This window comes from Arthrobacter sp. JSM 101049 (genome assembly GCF_041679245.1).
GTDB lineage: Bacteria > Actinomycetota > Actinomycetes > Actinomycetales > Micrococcaceae > Arthrobacter_H.
In genome coordinates, this window is record NZ_JBGFFC010000002.1 from 395,688 (window position 1) to 416,148 (window position 20,461).

The window sequence follows — 20,461 nt, forward strand, 5'->3', positions numbered from 1 at the left end:
TCTTGCGCCGTGGAGCCGGGGTGGTCAGTACCGCTTGGCCGCCTCGGGGTGCTCGCGCAGTTCGCGTTCGACCTCGCCGTGGACCTTCTGCTCCATGAAGAACGAGAGCAACGGCACAACGCCGCCCAGGGCGATGGTGATGAACCGGCTGAACGGCCAGCGCATCTTGGACCAGAGGTTGAAGTCGGCCAGCAGGTAGACCACGTACATCCAGCCGTGCACGATCAGCACGGTGGTGGAGAGGTTCAGCGAGCCGACGTAGGCCTCGAAGTCGAACGCGTACTTGGCAATCATCTCGATGCACAGCAGCAGCAGCATCACGCCGGTGGCGTAGGCGAGCACCTTGTAGAAGGTGGCGGCGCTGCGGATCTGCGCCGGGGTGCCGGCGAAACGGCGTTTGCGGGGTGCGGGTTGCTGGGTCACTGCTGGTCCTCGGGGGTCGTGGGGGTGGGTGCTGCGTGGGCCTCGGCGAGGGCGTCCTCGAGGTCCTCCTGCTCGCGGCGGTAGTCGTCGACCACCAGGCGCCACCAGAGGAAGACGGCGAAGCCGGCAAAGACGACCCACTCGATGCCGTAGAAGATGTTCAGCCAGTTCAGCTGCTGTTCCTGGGGCTGGGGTCCGACGTGGACCTCCTGCAGCCCGGCCGCCGCGGCCCCGGCGTCGGCTCCGTCCCGGGTGGTGGCCTCGAAGGCGACGATGAAGCCGCTGTAGGACGGCACGTCCCAGAGGTTGACCAGCTGCGCGACGGAGAGCGACCGCAGGGCCGGTCCGCCGTCGGGTTTGCCGTCGATGGGCGCCTCCGTGGGCAGCAGGCGCCCGGTGATCTCCAGGGGCCCGGAGGGCACCGGCGGGGGCGGCGTCTCCCCCGGCTGCCAGCCGCGCACGACGGGGATCGTGTTCCCGTCCGGGGCGCCGTCGACCGCGAAGGCGGCGACCACCCAGTAGCCCTTGACCCCGTCCTGCAGGCGGTTTTCGACCAGGACCTGCTTGCCGTCCAGGAAGTGCCCGCCGGCGGTCACGATCTGGTCCGCCTCGGACTCGAACATCACCGTGGCCGGGGCGAAGTGCTTGGTCAGCGGCACCGGGTTCTCGGTGGCCGAGGCCGGTGGTGGCGGCGCGTCCTGCGATCGCGAGAACTGCCATTGGCTGAGCAGCACGAAACCGGTCGCCGCCAGAAGCGCGCCCACCAGGGCGAGGATCCATTTGGGCTTCACGGCGGTCTTCAACACGCCTCCAAGCCTACTTCGATGGGCTGTAGAACACCGAATGCACCGCATCGCGTCAAGAAAGTCTTGACACACGATGGACGTCAAGGAAAAGTTGACGACATGCACTTCCCGCACGCAGCCACCCAGGCAGCCGCCCAGATAGCCACCCAAGCAGCCGCAGCCCCGCGCACCGGACGACCGCGGCGGCGGGTCCCCTGGATCCTGGCCGCGGTTGCCATCGCCGTCCTCGTCGTCGCCGCCCCCCGACCCCTGCCGGCCCATGCGGCCACCGGCCAGACCGCGCTCTCCGACCGGATCGCCGGCGGGCCGGGAGCCCCGGCCGGCGATTTTGCCGCCGCGGTCATCGACGACGACGGCGTGCGCTTCGCCGGCCGCGGCGCCGACGCCCACACGGGCTTCGAGGTCGGATCCATCAGCAAGGTCTTCGGCGGGATGCTGCTGGCCGACGCCATCGAGCGCGGCGAGGTCTCCGCCGGCACCACGCTCGGCCAGATCTTCGGCTACCCGCAGGACGGATCCGGGGCGATCACACTGGTCCAATTGGCCACCCACACCTCCGGGCTGCCGCGCCTGCCGACCAGCCCCGGCTTCCTGGCCACGACCCTGTTCAGCCAGGTGGCCAACACCAACCCCTATGTCCAGTCGACCCCGGCCACGATCGACCTGGGCCGCCGCGCCCATCCGGATCCGGACCGCGGGTTCAGCTATTCGAACTTCGGGGCCGCCCTGCTCGGCCAGGCCCTGGCCCGCGTCGTGGGGACGTCCTACCCCGAGCTGGTGGCCGAGCGGATCACCGGGCCGCTGGGGATGGACCAGACCTGGGTCCAGTCGCTGGACCCAGACACCGCCGCCGCGTCCCGGGGCACCGCCCCGCGCCGGCCGACGACTCCGGCCACCGGACACCGCCCCTCCGGCCACGTGGCCGCGCCCTGGCCGATGGACGGGTTTGCCCCGGCCGGCGGAATCCACTCCACCGCCGGCGACCTGGCCCTGCTGGCCCGGGCCGTGCTGGACGGGACGGCCCCCGGGATGGCCAGCCTGCGCCCACTGGCCGATACCGGCGACGGCAGCCGGGTGGGGATGGCCTGGATGAGCACCCCCGGCGAGCACCCGGTGGTCTGGCACAACGGGATGACTGCGGGTTTTGCGGCCTACCTGGGCCTGTCCCGGGATGCGGGGCGTGCCGTCGTCGTGCTCTCGAACACCGCGCAGCCCGTCGACGAGGCCGGAGTGCACCTGCTGGAGGCGGGGCGGCCATGAGCACGATCGTGAACCTGCTGCTGCCGGTGGTGCTCCTGGTGTTCACCGTGCCCTGGTGCCTGCGCATGCTGCGGGACCGGACCCCGGCCCCGGCACTGGAGCGGGTGGCCCATATGGCCTCGATGACGGCGCTGGTGGCCGTGGGCGCGGTGGTCATGCGCTTCGACCTGGTTCCGGCCTGGACCTGGTATGCCCCGGCCGCCGTCGTCGGGGTCGGGGCCGTGGCACTGTGCCTGCGCTGGCCGGCCCTGGTCTGCCCAGACCCGCCGAGGCGGAGGGCGGCCACCGTCGTGTCGCTGGTGGCCAACGCCGCGCTTCTGGTACTGGTGATGTATGCATCCATCCGATGACGGCGTGGCCGGGCAGGCAGCCCGTGCAGTCGACCTCGCCTCCCGGCTCGCCGATCCCGCGGCGGACGCCGTGGCCACCCTGCGCCTGGCCGAGGAACTGAAGAACCTGGCCGATTCCCTCCTGGCCGAGACGGCCGCGCACGCCCACGCGGCGGGGCTGAGCTGGCAGGACATCGGCAACCAGCTGGGCATTTCCCGGCAGGCGGCGTTCCAGCGGTTCTCCACCGCCGCCGGTCCCCGCCCGGGCGCGCGCCGGGGCGACGAAGAGCTGCTGGAGTTGGCCCGGGGCGTCTTCGACGCGTTGTCCACCACCCGGTTCGCGGAGGTCGCCGCGTCGTTCACCGCGCGGATGGCCGTGCAGGTCACGGAGCCGGACCTGGCCGCGGTCTGGAACGGGTGCATCGCCTCGTTCGGCGCCTACCAGCGGATGACGGCCGCCACCATCCGGCGCAATGGGACGCTGCGGGTGGTGCACTGCTCGCTGGTGTTCGCCGACGGGATCCTCGACGGGCGACTCGCCCTGGACCGTTCGCGGCGGATCGACGGCCTGCTCATCACCGATCCCGGCTTCGAGCCCCGCAGCACCGGCTAGCGGGACCCGGTCCGCGGCTCGCCCACGGGCGGTGCCGGTGGGCCCGGGCAGCGCCTACAGGTCGGTGAAGTCGACCGTGGAATTGACCAGATCGGCGATGACCTCGGCGTCGTAGGCGCGGCGCAGGGACTCCCGGAAGGCCTGCTTCGACAGGCTGCGGGCCAGGGTGGCCAGGACCTGCAGGTGCAGGGAATAGCTTCCGGCGGGGGTGGCCAGCAGCAGGACCACCGTGGCGGGGCCGTCGGCGGCCCCGAAGTCCAGCGAGTGCCCGAACGCGGTGATGCCCACGGCGATGGAGACCGCCTCGGCGTGGAGGGTCCGGGCATGCGGCATCCCGATCCCGCCGGGCAGGCCGGTGGCCAGCTGGTGCTCGCGCGCATTGACTTCCCCGATGAAGCCCTCGAGGTCATCGATCCGGCCGGCGTCGAACAGCCGGCCCGCCAGCAGGCGGACGGCCTCCTGGCGGTCGGCGACGGCCATCTCGAGGACGACCAGCCCGGGGGTCGTCAGCTCCGGCTCGGGCTCAGTCGCGGACGGGGACAATGTCTTCGACGTTCAATCGGGTCTCGTCGGCCGACTCGTCGTCGGGCTGTTCCTGGCTGGCACGCTCGGCGGCCACCCTGGCCTGGTAGAACGCGACCTCGCGTTCGGTCTGCGCCCGGCTCCAGCCCAGCAGCGGCGCCATGAGCCCGGCGGCCACCGGGGCCGCCGCGACGCCACGGTCCCAGGATTCGATGGAGATCCGGGTGCGGCGGGTCAACACGTCCTCCAGGTGGCGGGCGCCCTCATGGGTGGTGGCGTAGACGACCTCGGCCGCCAGGTAGTCCTCGGCCCCGGGCAGCGGGCGGGCCAGCTCCGGGTCCGCGGCGACCAGGGCCAGCACCTCCGGGACCAGGGAACCGTAGCGGCCGAGCAGGTGCTCGACGCGCGCGACGTGCAGGCCGGAGGACCTGGCCATGCGGTGCCGGGTGTTCCACGCGGCCCGGTAGCCCTCGGCGCCGAGCAGCGGGATTGTCTCGGTGCAGGAGGCCGGGGCGTTCTGGTCCATCGAGCGCACTGCCTCGTCCACCGCGTCCCGGGCCATGACCCGGTAGGTCGTGTACTTGCCCCCGGCGACGACGACCAGGCCGGGGACGGGGTGCGCCACGACGTGTTCGCGGGAGAGCTTGGCGGTCGAGTCGCTTTCTCCGGCCAGCAGCGGGCGCAGGCCGGCGTAGACGCCTTCGACGTCCTCGCGGGTCAGCGGGCGCTTGAGGACCTGGTTGACGTGCTCGAGGATGTAGTCGATGTCCTCGCTGGAGGCCGCCGGGTGGGCCTTGTCCAGGGTCCATGCGGTGTCGGTGGTGCCGATGATCCAGTGCCGACCCCAGGGGATCACGAACAGCACTGACTTCTCCGTGCGCAGGATCAGCCCCACCGTGGACTGGAACCGGTCACGGGGCACGACCAGGTGCACGCCCTTGGAGGCCTTGACGCGCAACTGGCCGCGGTCGGTCACCAGGTCCTGGGTCTCGTCGGTCCAGACGCCGGTGGCGTTGACGATCTGCTTGGCCCGGACCTCGAAGGCGTCGCCGCTCTCCTGGTCCTCCAGCCGGGCGCCGACGACCCGCTCGCCTTCGCGCGCGAAGTCGACGACCTTGACCCGGTTGGCCGCCGCGGCGCCGTAGTGCGCCGCCGTGCGGACCAGGTCCAGGACCAGCCGGGCGTCGTCGACCTGGGCGTCGTAGTACCGGATCGAGCCGACGAAGGCGTCGTCCTTGAGGCTGGGGGCGCTGCGCAGTGTCCCCTTCCGGCTCAGGTGCCGGTGGAACGGCACCCCGCGGCTGTGTCCGGACGCCATGGACATCCCGTCGTACAGCGCGATGCCGGCCCCGACGTAGGGGCGTTCGATGAAACGCTTGGTCAGCGGGTAGAGGAAGGGCACCGGCCGGACCAGGTGCGGGGCGATGCGGTCGATCAGCAGCCCGCGCTCCTGCAGGGCCTCGCGCACCAGGGCGAAGTCGAGCATTTCCAGGTAGCGCAGCCCACCGTGGATCAGCTTGGACGATCGCGAGGACGTCCCTGCCGCCCAGTCCCTTGCTTCGACGATGCCGACCTTCAGGCCGCGTGTCGCCGCGTCCAGCGCCGCCCCGGCGCCGACGACGCCGCCGCCAATGATCAGCAGGTCGAGTTCCGCCTCGGGGTCGGTGCCGGAGCGGCGCAGGCACTCCAAGGACGCGGCCCGGGAGCCCGGATCGAGCACCCCACGCGTCGCGGCTTCCCCGGTTCCGTCCTGCTGCGCGCGTTGTGTCATGTCATCCAGCCTCATATGGCGAGACGACGACGTCAACGCGTTGGAACTCCTTGAGCTCGGAATAGCCGGTGGTCGCCATCGCCCGGCGCAGGGCGCCGACGAGGTTCGAGGTGCCATTCGTATGGCGCGATGGCCCGTAGAGGACCTCCTCGAGCGGGCCGACGGTACCCACCCGGACGCGGTCGCCGCGGGGGCTGTTGCCGTGGTGGGCCTCCACGCCCCAGTGCCAGCCGCGGCCCGGGGCCTCCTCGGCGCGGGCCAGGGCGCTGCCGAGCATGACGGCGTCGGCTCCCATCGCGATGGCCTTGACGATGTCCCCGCTGGTGCCCAGGCCGCCATCTGCAATGACGTGGACGTAGCGGCCGCCGGACTCGTCGAGGTAGTCCCGGCGTGCCGCTGCCACATCGGAGATCGCGGTGGCCATCGGCGCCTGGATGCCCAGGGCACGGCGGGTGGTGGCCGCGGCGCCGCCGCCGAAGCCGACCAGGACGCCTGCGGCGCCGGTGCGCATCAGGTGCAGGGCCGGGGTGTAGCCGGCGGCGCCGCCGACGATGACCGGGACATCGAGTTCGTAGATGAACTGCTTGAGGTTCAGCGGCTCCTGGTTCTGCGAGACGTGCTCCGCGGAGACGGTGGTGCCACGGATGACGAAGATGTCCACCCCGGCGTCCAGGACGGTGCGGTAGTACTCCTGCGTGCGCTGCGGGGTCAGGGACCCGGCCACGGTGACACCGGCGTCGCGGATCTCGGCCAGGCGGGAGGTGATCAGCTCGGGCTGGATCGGCGCCTGGTAGAGCTGCTGCAGGCGGGCGGTGACCGCGGGGTTCACGTGGGCGCCCAGGGTCCGGTCGGAAGCGCGCTCGGTCTCCAGCGAGGTGATCTCCGCCAGGACCGGTTCCGGGTCCTCGTAGCGCGTCCAGAGGCCCTCGAGGTTCAGCACGCCCAGGCTGCCGAGCCGGCCCAACGCGATGGCGGTGGCCGGGCTCATGACCGAATCCATCGGGGCGCCGATGATCGGGCTGGAGAACTGGTAGGCGTCGATCTGCCAGTTCACCGACACGTCTTGTGGATCCCGGGTGCGGCGGTGGGGGACGACGGCCACATCGTCCAGCGAATAGGCGCGCACGCCGCGTTTTCCACGGCCGATCTCAATCTCGTAAGTCACCCGGCCAGCCTATCAGCGCGGCCCCCGTGGCCACGGTGGCCCGGACCGCCGGACGCGGGCGCCGCACCGGCAACCCGGCCGGGTCGCCGGTGGCGAGGGATCCGCGTCATAAGGGAGGGTGCCGTTCGGCCGGTGAACCCTCCCACAGGCTGGCGACGGGCCGGGAGCCGCGCGGCAGCCCGGTCCCGCACGCGCCCTCGGCACCGTGGCGGACCGGACCGGCCCACCTCCGGGACCGGCTTCGGGGCACCGAACAGCGATGCCCCGGAACATTCGAGAGTAAGGTCGTCCCTTCCCGTGCCTGTGGCCCACCAAACAACCCGCAACGCCCCGGCTGCCACACGATCTGCCGACGGTGCCGCGTGAGACCGCCGAACTGGGAGCCGCTGGCACCCGATTACCGTTCAACACGGCGGCTTGGCACCGGCACCTCCACCGGGAACGACGGCGGTGCCCCCGCGCCGGGTGCCCCGGTCGAGGATTCCGGGGGCAACGGCCTCAAGCGCGGCCTGAGCAGCCGCCACCTGCAGATGATCGCGATCGGCGGTTCCATCGGTACCGGGTTGTTCGTCGCCTCCGGTGGCACGATCGCCCAGGCCGGCCCCGGTGGCGCACTGGTCGCCTACGCGGCCGTGGGGCTGATGGTGTTCCTGCTCATGCAGTCCCTCGGCGAGATGTCGGCCAAGATCCCGGTGGCCGGGTCGTTCCAGACCTATGCCGCCCGGTTCGTCTCCCCCTCGTTCGGGTTCGCCATCGGCTGGAACTACTGGTTCAACTGGGCCATCACCGTGGCGGCCGAACTGGTCGCCGCCGGGATCATCATGGACTTCTGGCTACCCGGGGTGCCGGGGTGGGTCTGGGCCGGGGTGTTCCTGGGGCTCCTGACGGGACTGAACGCCCTCTCGGCCCGGGCCTTCGGTGAAGGCGAGTTCTGGTTGGCGCTGATCAAGGTGGTCGCCGTCGTCGTCTTCCTCATCGCCGGATCCCTGATGATCTTCGGCGTCATGGGCGGCAGCTCCCCAGGTTTCAGCAACTGGCAGGATTCAGGCGATGTCTTCCATGGCGGATTTGCCTCGATCATCTCGGTGTTCATGATCGCGGGGTTCTCCTTCCAGGGCACCGAACTGGTGGGAGTGGCGGCCGGCGAGGCCAGGAACCCGCGCCGCGAGGTGCCCCGGGCCATCCGCTCGGTCTTCTGGCGCATCATGCTCTTCTACATCGGGGCGATCTTGATCATCGGCTGCCTGGTCCCGTTCACCGACCCCAGCCTGCTGGCCTCCGGCGAGGCCGACGTCGCGGCCTCCCCGTTCACCCTGGTCTTCGAACACGCCGGCATCGCGTTTGCCGCGGCCCTGATGAACGCGGTCATCCTCACCGCGATCCTCTCCGCCGGCAACTCCGGGCTCTACGCTTCGACCCGCATGCTCTACGCCATGGCACACGACGGCAAGGCACCGGCCATCTTCGGCCGGGCCAACCGGCGTGGGGTGCCGATGCATGCCCTGCTGGCCACCGCGGCCGTGGGGCTGTTCGGATTCCTCAGCGCCATCGTCGGGCAGGGCGCCGCCTACGCCTGGCTGCTGAATGTCTCGGGGTTGTGCGGCTTCATCGTCTGGGCGGGAATCGCCATCTCGCACTACCGGTTCCGGCGCGGGTTCCTGGCCCAGGGGCACACCGTCGCGGAGCTGCCCTACCGGGCCGCCTTCTTCCCCGTCGGACCGCTGGTGGCCTTCGCGGTGCTGATCCTGGTGATCGCCGGACAGAACTACCAGGCGGTACTGGCCGGCCGGGGCATGGAGGTGCTCTCCTCCTACATCGGCGTGCCGATCTTCCTGGCGCTCTGGCTGGCCCACCGGCTGGCCACCGGGTCGCGGATCGTGCCGCTGCGCGGGATGGACCTGTCGGGTCCGGACGACGTCCGGACGCCGGCGCCCTCCCGGCAGGACTAGGTGCTGCTCCCCCGGCCCTCCCACGGAGGGCCGACGGGATGTGGAGTACCCCCAGTGGGACTCGAACCCACAACACAGAGATTTTAAGTCTCCTGCCTCTGCCAATTGGGCTATGGGGGCCCGAGGATAAATCCTACAAGAACCCGTTCCCCGCTCCGGCACAACACACAGGCGCGCCCGCCAGGCTGGCCTGGCGGGCGCGGCTGTGGTGGAGTCCGCTGCTACTTGGCTGCGGATTCCTGCTTGTCGCCGGACTTGTCCGAGCTGTCCGAGGACTTCTCGGCCGGCTTGGGCTTCGGCGTGGCGGCCTCGACGAACTGGCGGCGCGGGTCCTGCAGGTCGCGGATCTGCGTGGTGTCGCGGCGGAAGAGCAGGCTGGCGACCCAGTCGCTGACCACGCGGTACTTGCGCTCGAAGGTCGGCATCGCCATCCCGTGGTAGCCGCGGTGCGCGGCCCAGGCCGGGAAGCCCCGCAACTGCACGCCCATGATCTTGGCTACGCCCTTGCCGGTGCCGAAGCCGGCGACCGCACCCAGGTTCTTGTGCTCGTAGTCGCGGACCTGGCCCACGCCGTAGCGGGTGGCGTAGATGTTCGAGGCCAGCAGCTTCGCCTGGCGGACGGCGTGCTGGGCGTTCGGAACGCAGGTGCCGTCCGGCAGGCCGCCGGTGACGTCGGGGACCGCGGCGATGTCGCCGGCGGCCCAGGCACCCTCGATGGGGCCGTCGTCGCCGGTGATGCGCAGATCGGTGCCGGTGCGCACGCGGCCGCGCTGCTCGATCGGGAAGTCCGTCGAGCGGATCATCGGGTTGGCCTGGACGCCGGCGGTCCAGACCAGGGTGTCGGTCTCGAAGCTCTCGCCCGGGGTCTTGTCCGGCATGTTCATCAGTTCGAGCTTGCCGCCCTCGGCCTTGGCCAGCGAGGTGTTGAGCATGACCTCGATGCCGCGCGAGCGCATGTGCTCCACGACCCACTTGGCCTGTTCCTCGGTGACCTCCGGCATGATGCGTCCCATGGCCTCGACCATGACGAAGCGGACCTCGTCCTGCTCGATGCGGCTGGTCTTCGCCACGGCGGCGCGGGCCAGGTCCTCCATCTCGGTGATGGTCTCGATGCCGGCGAAGCCGCCACCGACGACGACGAAGGTCAGCGCGCGGCGGCGCTCGGCCGGGTCGCTCATCAGGGAGGCGCTCTCGATGCGCTCGAGGACCTTGTCCCGCAGGGCGACGGCTTCCTCGATGGTCTTCAGGCCGATGCCCTGTTCGGCCAGGCCGGGGATCGGGAAGGTCTTGGTGATGGCGCCGGCGGCCATGACGACGTCGCGGTAGCCGAGCTCGAACGGCTCGCCGTCCGTCGGCGCGATGACCGCCTTGCGGTTCGCATGGTCCACCGAGGTCACGCGTCCGGTGATCAGCTCGGCGTTGTCAAGGTGGGTGCGGTGCGAGACGATCGCGTGGCGCGGTTCGATCTGGCCGGCAGCCACTTCCGGCAGGAACGGCTGGTAGGTCATGTAGGGCAGCGGGTCCACCACGGTGACGACCCCGCCATGGGCCTTGACCTTGTTCTGCAGCTTCAGTGCAACGTACAAGCCGACGTAGCCACCGCCGACGACGAGGATGCGCGGGCGATCGGACAGTTCAGGAGTGTTTGCCATGCACCCATCGTAACGCGCCCTCCCCTTATGTGAAAGTCTTCACTATCTACTTTCGGGAAGATCGTCGAAGGGGTCGCGATCGCCCTCCGGGGCGTTCCATTCCCCCGCCGCGATGGTGCCCGCGGAGGCGGCCTGCACGGCCCGGTTCCGCCGTCGTACCAGGGCCACGTGCACGGCGCCGCCGACGATGACCAGTACCGCGAGCGATCCGAAGCCGATGACCAGGACGGCCGGCAGTGCCCCACCCGGATCGGCCGGGGCCACGGGCTGGGGCGCGGCAACCGGCGGCACGGTCGACTTCGCCTCCGGGGTGGCACGCGGGGTCGAGGGGCTCGCTGCGGCCGGCTCGCCGCGGCGGTGCACGCGGATCCATTCGTCGATGGTCCCCAGCGGGTTCGCCTCCACCGGGGCGACCTGGGCGGTCAAGGCGGCCTCGGCGTCGAGCAGGCCGTATCCGTAGAGGTTGTCGACGCCCGGCTTTCCGGCGTCCTTCGCGGTGGCAAGGATCCGCTGGATGACGTTGGCTGCGGAGAGGTCGGGGTACTTCGCGCGGATCAGCGCGGCCACGCCCGAGACCAGCGGGGCCGCGCCCGAGGTCCCCGACCAGTCGGCGTACCCGCCGTCGGGCAGCCCGCCGACGAGCGGGTCCGCCGGGGCGGCGACGCCGATGCTGATCCCCTGCGTGGAGGAGTCCCAGCTGGCCTTGCCGTCCTTGTCGACCCCGGCGACGGTGAGCACGCCGGGAATGGTCGCCGGGGCACCGACCTGTTGCATGCCTCCGGCGCGGTTGCCCGCGGCGGCGACGATGACGACGTCGTGCGCTTCGGCGTACTGGAAGGCGTCGTCCCAGCTGGTGGGCCAGCTCGGGGTGGTGGAGCCGAGTGACATGTTGATCACCTGGGCGCCCTGGTCCACGGCCCACTTCACCGCGCGCGGGACCTGCTGGCTGACCGGCACGCCTCCGGGGTTCTCTGAGCCCAGCCACAGCGAACCGGAGATTAGGTCGGCCTCCGGTGCGACGCCGATGACCCCGTCAGGCCCCGGGCCGGGCTCGGGGATCTCGACCGGTTCGGGCTTCTCCGGCGGATCCTCGTCGGCCTTCTTGGCGTCCTCGACGGCCCGTTTCCAGGCGATCTCCTGCTTTTCGGCTTCGGCCTTGGCCTTGGCGATCGCCTCCGCGTTGTTGCCGTGCCCGGCCAGCAGCGTGCCGACCAGCGTCCCGTGTTCGGGCAGCGCGCCAATCGGCTCGGTCCCGTTGGCGTTGCCGGCCCCGGAGAAGTCCTGGCCACCCACGACGGTTCCGACGAGGTCGGGGTGCGATGCGGCGACGCCGGTGTCGATGACCGCGACCGTGACGCCCTCGCCCTTGGAGACCTTCCAGGCCTGCTTGATCCCGTAGTCGTCCAGCCAGTATTCGCTGTCGCGGATGTGGTCGGCCTGGGCGGCGGGCGCGGCAACCAGCAGCGACCCGGCCGCCAGCAGGACGGCGGCCGCGGCGGCAGCGGCATTGAGGACACGTGGCCTCACGGGCGGTTCCTTCCGGGGGTACGACGGCGGTTTGCCGCTGGGCTGGCGGGACTCAGGGCCGCGCCAACCCAAGGGCAATGCCGTCAAGAATATCGTGCTCGCTGGCCACCGCGGTGCGCACCCGGTTCCCGGTGGCCTGGGCGACCCGGAGCAGGATGGTCCGGTAGATCAGCGATCCGGCGGCGATCACGTCGACCCGGCCGGGGTGCATATAGGGCAGTTGTGCCCTGCGCTGGCGGGAAAAGGCCAGGAATTCGCTGGCCGCGGCCTCAACGACGCCGATGGGCAGCTCGGTGCCGTCGATGGCCTCGGGCTGGTAGCTGTGCAGGTCCAGGACGTGGGCGGTCACCGTGGTGATCGTCCCGGCCACGCCGACGACGCGGTCCACGTCCTGGATCGGCAGGGCGTCCAGGACGGAGTCGATCTGCCGGTTGGCCTCGGCCTCGGCGGCTTCGATCTGCGCGGGGGTGGGCGGGTCGTCGGTGAGGAAGCGTTCGCTATAGCGCACGCACCCCATGTCGATGCTGACGGCGCCGCGGACGCCCGCGGCGTTTCCGACGACGAATTCGGTGGAGCCTCCGCCGAGGTCGACGACCAGGATGTCCTCGTCGTCGGCCGGCGGCCGGACCGAGACCGCGCCGGCGAAGCTCAGCTCCGCCTCCTCGGACCCCTCGATCACCTCGGGGGCGACGCCGAGGCGGGCCTGGACGCCGTCCATGAACGCCTGGCGGTTGCCGGCGTCGCGGGTGGCGGAGGTGGCGACGAAACGGACGGCCTGGGCGCCGTGGGCGCCGATCAGCGCGGCGTACTCGTCCAGGGCGGCGAAGGTGCGCTCCAGGGCCTCGGGAGCCAGCATGCCCGTGGCGTCGACCCCCTGGCCGAGCCGGACGATGCGCATCTGGCGGGTGACGTCGAGCAGGTGCCGGGCGCCCTCGTCGTCGTCGACGATGTCGGCGATCAGCAGGCGGATGGAATTGGTGCCGCAGTCGATGGCTGCAACCCTCATGCCCGGCCCCCCTCGGTCGGCGCATCCGGGTTCGTGTCAGGATCCTGCTGGCGGGCCTGCCGGGCCGCGGCGCGGCGGGCCTTCTTGACTGCGGGGTCCTCGGCCTGGGTCTTCACGTGCCGGCTGCGGTCCCGGTCGGGGACGGGCGCGTCGGTGTCCCAGGCCCCCGCGCAGGAGCAGTGCCCGGGGGTCCACCATTCGGCGATGCCGGCGATGGCCTCGTCGCCCAGCGGGTTCACGCCCGGCCCGGCGGCCAGGGCGTGGCCGACCAGCACGTGCAGGCACTTCACCCGGGTGGGCATGCCACCGGCCGACACACCGTCGATTTCGGGGACGGCGCCGATGCCGGTCCGCACGCCCACGGCGTCGCGGGCGACCAGGTAGTCGCGGTGTGCGGCGGCGTAGGCAGCGGCCAGCTCGGTGTCGTGCCCCAGCCGCTCGGTCATCTCGGCCATCGTGCCGGCGGCCTCGAGGCGCGAGACGGCCGAGGTGATGACGGGGTGGGTGAGGTAGAACGTGGTGGGGAACGGGATGCCGGAGGCCAGCCGCGGGGCCGTGGTGGCCACCAGCGGGTTGCCGCAGATGCAGCGCGCGCCGATCTCCACCACATCGCGCGCCGGGCGTCCGAGCTGGCGGCTCAGCGTGTCCAGGTCGGCGGGGGTGGGGACCCGTTGTTCGGCGTCCAGTGCCTCATGGCGCGGGGCGGGGTGCTCCACGGATGCTCCTTCGGGGGTGAATGGTCAGTCGGTGGCCGAGCGTACAACGGTGTCCCAGAGCGAGTCGACCCAGGGCAGGTCGGTGCGGACATCGCCCGCGCTCTGCGGTTCGACGGCGGAGTCGTCGCCGGTGGCGCCGATCACCATGTATTTCTTCTCGCCCGGCATGACGAGGTTGATGCGGTTGCGGGCCTGCGCCTTGACGTAGGCCGGATCGTCCCACCGGGCGATCTGGGTCTTGAGGTCGGCCTGCTTCTGCTGCTTCTCGGCGATGGAGGCCTGCAGCTGGGCGATTTCCGCACGCTGGTCCATGTAGGTCCCGACGCTGGGCAGCAACAGGATGGTGACCACGGCGAGGATGACCGCCAGGGCGAGCATGCGCCCGGAAAAGGCGCGGGCCGGGACCGGGGAGGACTCCTCGGCGGCCGCTGGTGCGGGTTCGGCGGGGCGCGTCCCGGAGCCGGTTCCCGAGCGGATGGCCCCGGACAGCTCGGCGCGCTCGCGCAGGCGCTTTTCCTGCGGACCCCGGGCGAGCTTGGTGGCAGGCCGCTTCGTGGCCGGGGTGCGGGTTCCCGGCTTCGCCGCGGACGACTTCGGGGCAGGCTTCGCCGCGGTCGGCTTGCCGGCCGTCGGCTTCGCGGCGGACGACTTCTGGGCCGCAGGCTTCCCCGCAGGCTTCCCGACTGGCTTCCCCGCCGATTTTCTGCCGGAGGCCGGCGTCGCCGTCGCCCGGGCCGTGGGTGCGGTGCCCGGCGAGTCAGGGCTGGATCCGCCGTCGTGTCCCGGGGCGGCGCCCAGCGGGACGACCTTGCTGCGGTTCACGGCGGCAGGTCCGGTCCCCCGGCTCGGGGCGGATGGTCCGGTCGACGCGCTGCCGGCAGCGGAGCGGTCGCCCTCCCCCGCGGCCCCCGGGCCCGAGGGGGTGGTGGCCTCCGGCCGCGACGCGCTCCCGGCCGGTCGGACTCGTGGCATGTTGGGGCGTCGGGTGGCCATGAAGCTCCTGCCGGTCTGCTCGGGTGGACGGATGGGCCGGGCGGTGCCCGGGCGGCCGCGAACGGCCTGAGGGGAACCACCGGTATCCGGCGGCTCCCCTCAGAACCTTACGCGCTGCGGTCCGGCGTTACGCGGTGAAACGCGGGAACGTCGACTTTCCGGCGTAGACCGCCGCATCGCCGAGCTCCTCCTCGATGCGCAGCAGCTGGTTGTACTTCGCCACGCGCTCGGAGCGGGCCGGGGCGCCGGTTTTGATCTGCCCGGCGTTGGTGGCCACGGCGATGTCGGCGATCGTGGTGTCCTCGGTTTCGCCGGAGCGGTGCGAGGTGATCGTGGTGTAGCCGCTGCGCTGGGCCAGCGAGACGGCGTCCAGGGTCTCGGTCAGCGAGCCGATCTGGTTGACCTTGACCAGCAGCGAGTTCGCGGTGCCGGCGTCGATGCCGCGCTGCAGGCGCTCGGGGTTGGTGACGAACAGGTCGTCGCCCACCAGCTGGACCTTGTCGCCGATGGCGTCGGTGAGGGTCTTCCAGCCCTCCCAGTCGTCCTCGTCCAGCGGATCCTCGATGGAGACCAGCGGGAAGTCGGCGACCAGCTGGGCGTAGTAGTCGCTCATCTCGGCTGCGGTCTTGGAGGCGCCCTCGAACTGGTAGGTGCCGTTCTCGAAGAACTCGGAGGAGGCCACGTCCAGGGCCAGGGCGACGTCCTCGCCGGGGAGGAAGCCGGCCTTCTTGATCGCCTCGGTGATCAGTTCCAGGGCGGCGCGGTTGCTGGGCAGGTTCGGGGCGAAGCCGCCCTCGTCGCCCAGCCCGGTGGACAGGCCCTGCTCCTTGAGCACGGACTTCAGCGCGTGGTAGACCTCCACGCCCATGCGCAGGCCCTCGGAGAAAGTGGAGGCGCCGACGGGCACGACCATGAACTCCTGGATGTCCACGTCGGAGTCGGCGTGGGAGCCGCCGTTGAGGATGTTCATCAGCGGCACCGGCAGCACGTGGGCGTTCGGCCCGCCCAGGTAGCGGTAGAGCGGCAGGTTGGAGGACTCCGCGGCGGCGGAGGCGACGGCCAGGGAGACGCCCAGGATGGCGTTGGCGCCCAGCGTGGCCTTGTTCGGGGTGCCGTCGAGGTCGCCCATGATCTGGTCGATGGCGCGCTGGTCGGTGGCGTCCTGGCCGATCAGGGCGGGCTGGATCGTGTCGATCACCGCGTCGATCGCCTTGGTGACGCCCTTGCCCAGGTAGCGGTTCTTGTCGCCATCGCGCAGTTCGACGGCCTCGAAGGCGCCGGTGGAGGCGCCGGAGGGCACTGCGGCGCGGCCGAGCGAGCCGTCGGAGAGCAGGACTTCGACTTCAACGGTGGGGTTGCCGCGCGAGTCGAGGATCTCGCGGGCGTGGATGGCGTCGATCAGGGCCATGGAAGGTGCTCCTTCGTCGGTGGGTAGGGGGCCGGGCCCGGCACGGGAAGCGCGGGCACGTTGCCTCGCGCTCCAGCCTAGCGTGTGCCGGTTCCCCCGGGGGATGTGGGTCGTGGCGCCGTCATGTACTGCACGACGGCGGTGCGCAGCGAGCGCTCGGCGTCGAGTCCGCGAGACCTGGCTGCCGCGACGATGCCGAACAGCAGGGCGCCGAGCTCCTCCTCGGTCCCGGGGACGGTGTCCCCGGCTGCCGCGCCGGGGGTGCCCGGGGTGCCCGGGACGTCCTCGGGGACCGGGACGGGACCGGGTGACGCCTGCGGAGCCTCGGGGGCACCGCCGTCGTGCCCGGTCCAGCGCGCGGCCCGGTCCAGGGCCTTGTCGGCCAGGGCCAGGGCGGGCAGGTGCCGCGGCAGCGAGGAGAACGGGTCGGTGCGTGCGGGGGTTTCGGCGCGCTTGGCGGCGTCCCAGGAGGCGATGATCTCCGTGGTGGATTCGGGGAAGGAGTCGCGCAGGCTGCCGTCGGGATGGAAGACGTGGGTGTTGCGCCGGATCATCTTCTCGCTCAGGTGCGCGGCGACGTCGGTGAAGTCGAAGGCGCCGCGTTCGGCGGCGATCGCGGAGTGCAGCACCAGCTGGTACAGCACATCGGCCAGTTCGCCGCGCAGTTCGGCCTCGTCGGCTCCGGTCTCGATGGCCTCGAGCAGCTCGTAGGACTCCTCGACGAGGTACTCCACCAGCGAGGCGTGGGTCAGCGCCGCCGTCCACCGGCAGTGCCGCCGGAGGTCCGCAATGATGCCCAGCAGGCGTTGCGGCTCCCCCGGTGCGCCGAAAGACGGCGTGTCGGTGGACGGCGTGTCGTGGCGCTGGTCCATGCGCGGGTCAGGCCTCGTCGTCGTCCGTGTCCCCGTCGTCGGAGAGCCCGTTGTAGGTGGAGTTGATGTACTCCACCAGGGCCTCGCGCTCCTCGAGCGGCAGGAAGGCGGCTTCGGCGGCGTTGAGCGTGAGCTCGAGCAGGTCGTCGAGGTCGTAGTCGAAGGCCTCGACCAGCAGCTCGAACTCGTCCGAGAGGCTGGTGCCGCTCATGAGCCGGTTGTCCGGGCTGATGGTGACGGTGAACCCGGTCTGGTAGAGCAGGTCGATCGGGTGGGACTCGATGCCCTCGCCGAAGGCGGCGGTGGCCCCCGTCTGCAGGTTCGACGACGGGCAGACCTCCAGGGCGATGCCGCGGTCGCGCACCCAGTTGGCCACCGGGCCGAGCGTGACCAGGCCGGTGTCCTCGGCGACCTCGGAGCCGTCGTCGTCGGTGCCGCCGAACTGGACCTCGATGTCCTCGGCGATGCGCACGCCGTGGCCCAGGCGCTGGGCCCGGCCGGTGAGCAGGGCGTCGGCGATGGAGTCGACTCCGGCGGCCTCGCCGGCGTGCACGGTCGCGGGGAAGAAGTTCTCGGCCAGCAGGTCGAAGGCCGCGGCCATGCGCGAGGGCGGGAAGCCGTCCTCGGCCCCGGCGATGTCGAAGCCGACGGCCCCGCGGTCGCGGTGGCGCAGGGCGAGCTCGGCGATCTCCACGCCGCGGTCGGCGTGGCGCATCGCGGTGACCAGCTGCCCGACCTGGATGGGACGGCCACTGGCCTCGACGGCTTCGACGCCGGCTTCCAGGCCCTCCTGGACCGCCTCGACGGCCTCGTCCAGGCTCAGCCCGCCGGCCAGGTGCTGTTCGGGGGCCCAGCGCACTTCCCCGTAGACGACGCCGTCGTCGGCGAGGTCCTCGACGAATTCGCGGGCCACGCGGGCGAGGTTCTCGCGCGTCTGCATCACGGCGATGGTGTGGTCGAAGGTCTCGAGGTAGCGCGGCAGCGAACCGGAGTCCGCCGATTCGCGGAACCACTCGGCCAGGGCTGCCGGTTCGGTGGCCGGCAGCTCATGCCCGGCCGCGGCGGCGAGTTCGATGATGGTGGCGGGGCGCAGCCCGCCGTCGAGGTGGTCGTGCAGCGAGACCTTGGGCAGGCTGCGGAAGTCGAAGTCGGGGTCATAGGCGGTGTGGATCAGCTCTTCAGTCACGTACCCCAGCGTACTGGGCGCCCGGGGGCAGCGGAACCGGCACGCCGCGCGCCCTGCGCCCTGCGCCCCGGTCGCCGGGGTCGCCGGCAGGACCCGGTCCGCGGCGCCTACCGGTCGGCGTCGGCCCCGGCCGGGACCAGCTCGGGTTCGGGAAGCGGTTCCTCGCGCCCGAGCCGGCGCAGCACGGCATTGACGACGCGGTCGACAACGAAACCCAGGACCAGGGCGATGGCGATGGACAGGCCGATACCCAGCAGCGGGTTGTCGCTCATCCAGTGGCCGCCGACCGCGCCGATGGTCGCAGAGTAGGCACCCCAAGTCAGGCAGCCCATGATGTCCAGCAGCGTGAAGCGGCGCAGCGAGAAGTTCGTGGCGCCGGCGGTGAAGTTCACGGCGACGCGGCCGACGGGGATGTAGCGAGCGGTGAAGATCAGCAGTGCCCCGCGCCGCTCGAGTTCGCGCCGGGCGAAGGCGAAGGACTTCCGCGCCCGGGCGCCGCGCATCCAGCGGAAGCGCTCCAGCCCGATCCGGCGGCCGCAGCGGTAGGCGATCTGGTCCCCGAGGATGGCCCCGGCCGATCCGACCAGTCCCAGCAGGAAGATGTTCGGGATGCCCGAGGCCACGGCCACGCTGGCCAGCGCGACGATCAGCGTCTCGCTGGGCAGCAGCGGGAGCAGCCCGTCGATGGTGCAGAACAGGAAGAGCACGGGCAGGATCCACCACGCGGTGGAGGCGTGGAGGATGGCCTCGTTGATGATCTCCATGGGGCAAGTCCCTCGGCTGGGGTGGCACCGTACCGGGGCCGGGCCGGCAGGGTCCCGCCCGGCATCAGCGGGGCGATGGTTCCATTCTGACCCCGCGGCGGGCGGTTTGCCGTCCGACCAGGGGATGATTCAGGGATGAGCGGGGGTCATCCCTGAGGAGACGCCGCCGGTGCGGCTATTCGGCGATGCGGTCCAGGATGAGCCGCTGGCCGCTGCGGCTTCCCTCCGCGGCGATCGTCGTCGCCCCCTCCAGGGCCTCCAGCGCCCGGGCGAACCGGTCGGGCGTGTCGGTCAGCAGCGTCATCAGCGGTTGCCCGCGGCGCACCACGTCGCCGGGTTTGGCGTGCATCCGCACCCCGGCCCCGGCCTGGACCTGGTACTCCCGGCGGGCCCGGCCGGCACCGAGGCGCCAGGCGGCGACGCCCACGGAGAGGGCATCGAGCTCGGCGAGCACCCCGTCGGCCTGGGCGTAGACGGTCTCCGATTCGCGGGCGACCGGAAGCGGGGCCGCGGGGTCCCCGCCCTGGGCGGAGATCATCCGGTTCCAGACGTCCATGGCGCGGCCGTCGGCCAGGGCGGCCGCGGGATCGGCGTCATGCACCCCGGCCCCGGCGAGCATCTCCTCGGCCAGCTTGACGGTCAACTCCACGACGTCGGCGGGGCCGCCGCCGGCGAGGACCTCCACGGATTCCTCCACCTCGATCGCGTTGCCGGCGGTCCGCCCCAGTGGGGTGGCCATGTTCGTCAGCAGGGCCACGGTGCGTACTCCCGCGTCGGTGCCCAGGCCCACCATCGTGCGGGCCAGTTCGCGGGCGTCGGCCTCGTCCTTCATGAAGGCGCCGGAGCCGACCTTGACGTCGAGGACGAGGGTGCCGGTGCCCTCGGCGATCTTCTTGGACATGATCGAGGAGGCGATCAGCGGGATGGCCTCCACGGTGCCGGTCACATCGCGCAGCGCGTAGAGCTTCTTGTCGGCCGGTGCCAGTCCGGAGCCGGCGGCGCAGATCACCGCGCCGCAGTCGGCCAGCTGGTCCATCATGGCCGCGTTGGACAGCGAGGCCTGCCAGCCGGGGATGGCCTCGAGCTTGTCCAGGGTTCCCCCGGTGTGCCCGAGCCCGCGGCCGGAGAGCTGCGGGACGGCAACGCCGAAGACGGCGACCAGCGGGGCCAGCGGCAGGGTGATCTTGTCCCCCACTCCCCCGGTCGAGTGCTTGTCGGCCGTCGGCTTCACGGCGCCCTCCCGGGTGCGCAGCGCGGAGAAGTCCATGCGTTCACCCGAGTTGATCATCGCCGTCGTCCAGCGGGAGATCTCGGCGCGGTCCATCCCGTTGAGCAGGATCGCCATGTTCAACGCGGCCATCTGCTCCTCGGCGATGACCCCGCGGGTGTACGCGTCGATGGTCCAGTCGATCTGCTCGGGCGTGAGCGTGCCGCGGTCGCGCTTGATGCGGATGATGTCGACCGCGTCGAAGTTCTCGGTGCTCATGCTGGGCCTTTCG

At 71.5% G+C, this 20,461-nt stretch carries 19 protein-coding genes and 1 tRNA gene; 4 read left to right on the forward strand and 16 right to left on the reverse strand.

Annotated elements, in window-relative coordinates; all coding sequences use genetic code 11:
- Positions 1–24: 24 nt before the first annotated feature.
- Entirely contained in the window at positions 25–423 is a 399-nt protein-coding gene (locus AB8M85_RS06975; RefSeq protein ID WP_372698052.1) for a DUF3817 domain-containing protein, read from the reverse strand.
- Entirely contained in the window at positions 420–1,229 is an 810-nt protein-coding gene (locus tag AB8M85_RS06980) for an SURF1 family protein (protein WP_372698053.1), read from the reverse strand. Before AB8M85_RS06980 ends, AB8M85_RS06975 begins: the two co-directional genes overlap by 4 nt.
- Before the next feature lie 99 nt (positions 1,230–1,328).
- On the opposite strand from AB8M85_RS06980, the gene AB8M85_RS06985 reads away from it, so the two are divergent.
- Genes AB8M85_RS06985 through AB8M85_RS06995 form a run of 3 tightly spaced genes read left to right on the forward strand, consistent with a single transcriptional unit; the run spans position 1,329 to position 3,431 of the window.
- Complete coding sequence (locus AB8M85_RS06985) at positions 1,329–2,489, forward strand: serine hydrolase domain-containing protein (protein WP_372698054.1); 1,161 nt, start codon at positions 1,329–1,331, stop codon at positions 2,487–2,489.
- Complete coding sequence (locus AB8M85_RS06990) at positions 2,486–2,839, forward strand: hypothetical protein (RefSeq protein ID WP_372698055.1); 354 nt, start codon at positions 2,486–2,488, stop codon at positions 2,837–2,839. The genes AB8M85_RS06985 and AB8M85_RS06990 overlap by 4 nt, the downstream gene beginning before the upstream one ends.
- Positions 2,840–2,843: 4 nt before the next feature.
- The gene (locus tag AB8M85_RS06995) at positions 2,844–3,431 is read left to right on the forward strand and encodes a DUF3887 domain-containing protein (protein ID WP_372698056.1); all 588 of its coding nucleotides are present in this window, start codon (positions 2,844–2,846) and stop codon (positions 3,429–3,431) included.
- Between the two features lie 54 nt (positions 3,432–3,485).
- Here AB8M85_RS06995 and AB8M85_RS07000 read toward each other — a convergent pair whose 3' ends face one another.
- The 3 genes from AB8M85_RS07000 to AB8M85_RS07010 are packed head-to-tail and all read right to left on the reverse strand — an operon-like array spanning position 3,486 to position 6,889.
- Complete coding sequence (locus AB8M85_RS07000; RefSeq protein WP_372698057.1) at positions 3,486–3,974, reverse strand: PTS sugar transporter subunit IIA; 489 nt, start codon at positions 3,972–3,974, stop codon at positions 3,486–3,488.
- Positions 3,955–5,724, reverse strand: coding sequence for a glycerol-3-phosphate dehydrogenase/oxidase (locus tag AB8M85_RS07005; protein ID WP_372698058.1), 1,770 nt, complete (start codon positions 5,722–5,724; stop codon positions 3,955–3,957). The genes AB8M85_RS07000 and AB8M85_RS07005 overlap by 20 nt, the downstream gene beginning before the upstream one ends.
- Position 5,725: 1 nt before the next feature.
- Positions 5,726–6,889, reverse strand: coding sequence for a GuaB3 family IMP dehydrogenase-related protein (locus tag AB8M85_RS07010; protein ID WP_372698059.1), 1,164 nt, complete (start codon positions 6,887–6,889; stop codon positions 5,726–5,728).
- A 509-nt stretch (positions 6,890–7,398) separates the two neighbouring features.
- Between AB8M85_RS07010 and AB8M85_RS07015 the strand changes: the two genes are divergently transcribed.
- Complete coding sequence (locus AB8M85_RS07015) at positions 7,399–8,838, forward strand: amino acid permease (RefSeq protein WP_372698544.1); 1,440 nt, start codon at positions 7,399–7,401, stop codon at positions 8,836–8,838.
- Between the two features lie 46 nt (positions 8,839–8,884).
- Here the strand turns inward: AB8M85_RS07015 and AB8M85_RS07020 are convergent.
- From AB8M85_RS07020 to AB8M85_RS07070, 11 genes are all read right to left on the reverse strand, one after another.
- Positions 8,885–8,958, reverse strand: a tRNA-Leu gene (locus tag AB8M85_RS07020).
- A 101-nt stretch (positions 8,959–9,059) separates the two neighbouring features.
- Positions 9,060–10,490 carry an NAD(P)/FAD-dependent oxidoreductase gene (locus AB8M85_RS07025; RefSeq protein WP_372698060.1) on the reverse strand — a complete coding sequence of 477 codons (1,431 nt, stop codon included), beginning with the start codon at positions 10,488–10,490 and terminating at the stop codon, positions 9,060–9,062.
- 42 nt (positions 10,491–10,532) lie between these two features.
- Positions 10,533–12,017 (reverse strand): S8 family serine peptidase, encoded by a 1,485-nt coding sequence (locus tag AB8M85_RS07030; protein WP_372698061.1) that lies wholly within the window; start codon positions 12,015–12,017, stop codon positions 10,533–10,535.
- Positions 12,018–12,069: 52 nt separating this feature from the next.
- Positions 12,070–13,023, reverse strand: coding sequence for an exopolyphosphatase (locus tag AB8M85_RS07035; protein WP_372698062.1), 954 nt, complete (start codon positions 13,021–13,023; stop codon positions 12,070–12,072).
- Complete coding sequence (locus AB8M85_RS07040) at positions 13,020–13,739, reverse strand: DUF501 domain-containing protein (RefSeq protein WP_372698063.1); 720 nt, start codon at positions 13,737–13,739, stop codon at positions 13,020–13,022. Before AB8M85_RS07040 ends, AB8M85_RS07035 begins: the two co-directional genes overlap by 4 nt.
- A gap of 24 nt (positions 13,740–13,763) precedes the next feature.
- Positions 13,764–14,561, reverse strand: coding sequence for a septum formation initiator family protein (locus AB8M85_RS07045; protein ID WP_372698064.1), 798 nt, complete (start codon positions 14,559–14,561; stop codon positions 13,764–13,766).
- Positions 14,562–14,859: 298 nt separating this feature from the next.
- The gene (gene eno / locus AB8M85_RS07050; protein WP_372698065.1) at positions 14,860–16,140 is read right to left on the reverse strand and encodes a phosphopyruvate hydratase; all 1,281 of its coding nucleotides are present in this window, start codon (positions 16,138–16,140) and stop codon (positions 14,860–14,862) included.
- Positions 16,141–16,217: 77 nt separating this feature from the next.
- Positions 16,218–17,012, reverse strand: coding sequence for a MazG nucleotide pyrophosphohydrolase domain-containing protein (locus tag AB8M85_RS07055; protein ID WP_372698066.1), 795 nt, complete (start codon positions 17,010–17,012; stop codon positions 16,218–16,220).
- Between the two features lie 7 nt (positions 17,013–17,019).
- The gene (locus AB8M85_RS07060; protein WP_372698067.1) at positions 17,020–18,198 is read right to left on the reverse strand and encodes an adenosine deaminase; all 1,179 of its coding nucleotides are present in this window, start codon (positions 18,196–18,198) and stop codon (positions 17,020–17,022) included.
- 107 nt (positions 18,199–18,305) lie between these two features.
- Positions 18,306–18,962 (reverse strand): DedA family protein, encoded by a 657-nt coding sequence (locus AB8M85_RS07065; protein WP_372698068.1) that lies wholly within the window; start codon positions 18,960–18,962, stop codon positions 18,306–18,308.
- A gap of 175 nt (positions 18,963–19,137) precedes the next feature.
- A complete protein-coding gene (locus AB8M85_RS07070) occupies positions 19,138–20,448 on the reverse strand; it encodes a thymidine phosphorylase (protein WP_372698069.1) in 1,311 nt (436 codons plus the stop codon).
- Positions 20,449–20,461: the final 13 nt, after the last annotated feature.

Bases quoted from the DNA above. Each gene is read 5' to 3' on its own strand.
- AB8M85_RS06985 (WP_372698054.1), top strand. From the start codon at position 1,329: ATGCACTTCCCGCACGCAGCCACCCAGGCAGCCGCCCAGATAGCCACC.
- AB8M85_RS06990 (WP_372698055.1), top strand. From the start codon at position 2,486: ATGAGCACGATCGTGAACCTGCTGCTGCCGGTGGTGCTCCTGGTGTTC.
- AB8M85_RS07005 (WP_372698058.1), bottom strand. From the start codon at position 5,724: ATGACACAACGCGCGCAGCAGGACGGAACCGGGGAAGCCGCGACGCGT.
- AB8M85_RS07025 (WP_372698060.1), bottom strand. From the start codon at position 10,490: ATGGCAAACACTCCTGAACTGTCCGATCGCCCGCGCATCCTCGTCGTC.
- AB8M85_RS07035 (WP_372698062.1), bottom strand. From the start codon at position 13,023: ATGAGGGTTGCAGCCATCGACTGCGGCACCAATTCCATCCGCCTGCTG.
- eno (WP_372698065.1), bottom strand. From the start codon at position 16,140: ATGGCCCTGATCGACGCCATCCACGCCCGCGAGATCCTCGACTCGCGC.
- AB8M85_RS07055 (WP_372698066.1), bottom strand. From the start codon at position 17,012: ATGGACCAGCGCCACGACACGCCGTCCACCGACACGCCGTCTTTCGGC.
- AB8M85_RS07065 (WP_372698068.1), bottom strand. From the start codon at position 18,962: ATGGAGATCATCAACGAGGCCATCCTCCACGCCTCCACCGCGTGGTGG.
- AB8M85_RS07070 (WP_372698069.1), bottom strand. From the start codon at position 20,448: ATGAGCACCGAGAACTTCGACGCGGTCGACATCATCCGCATCAAGCGC.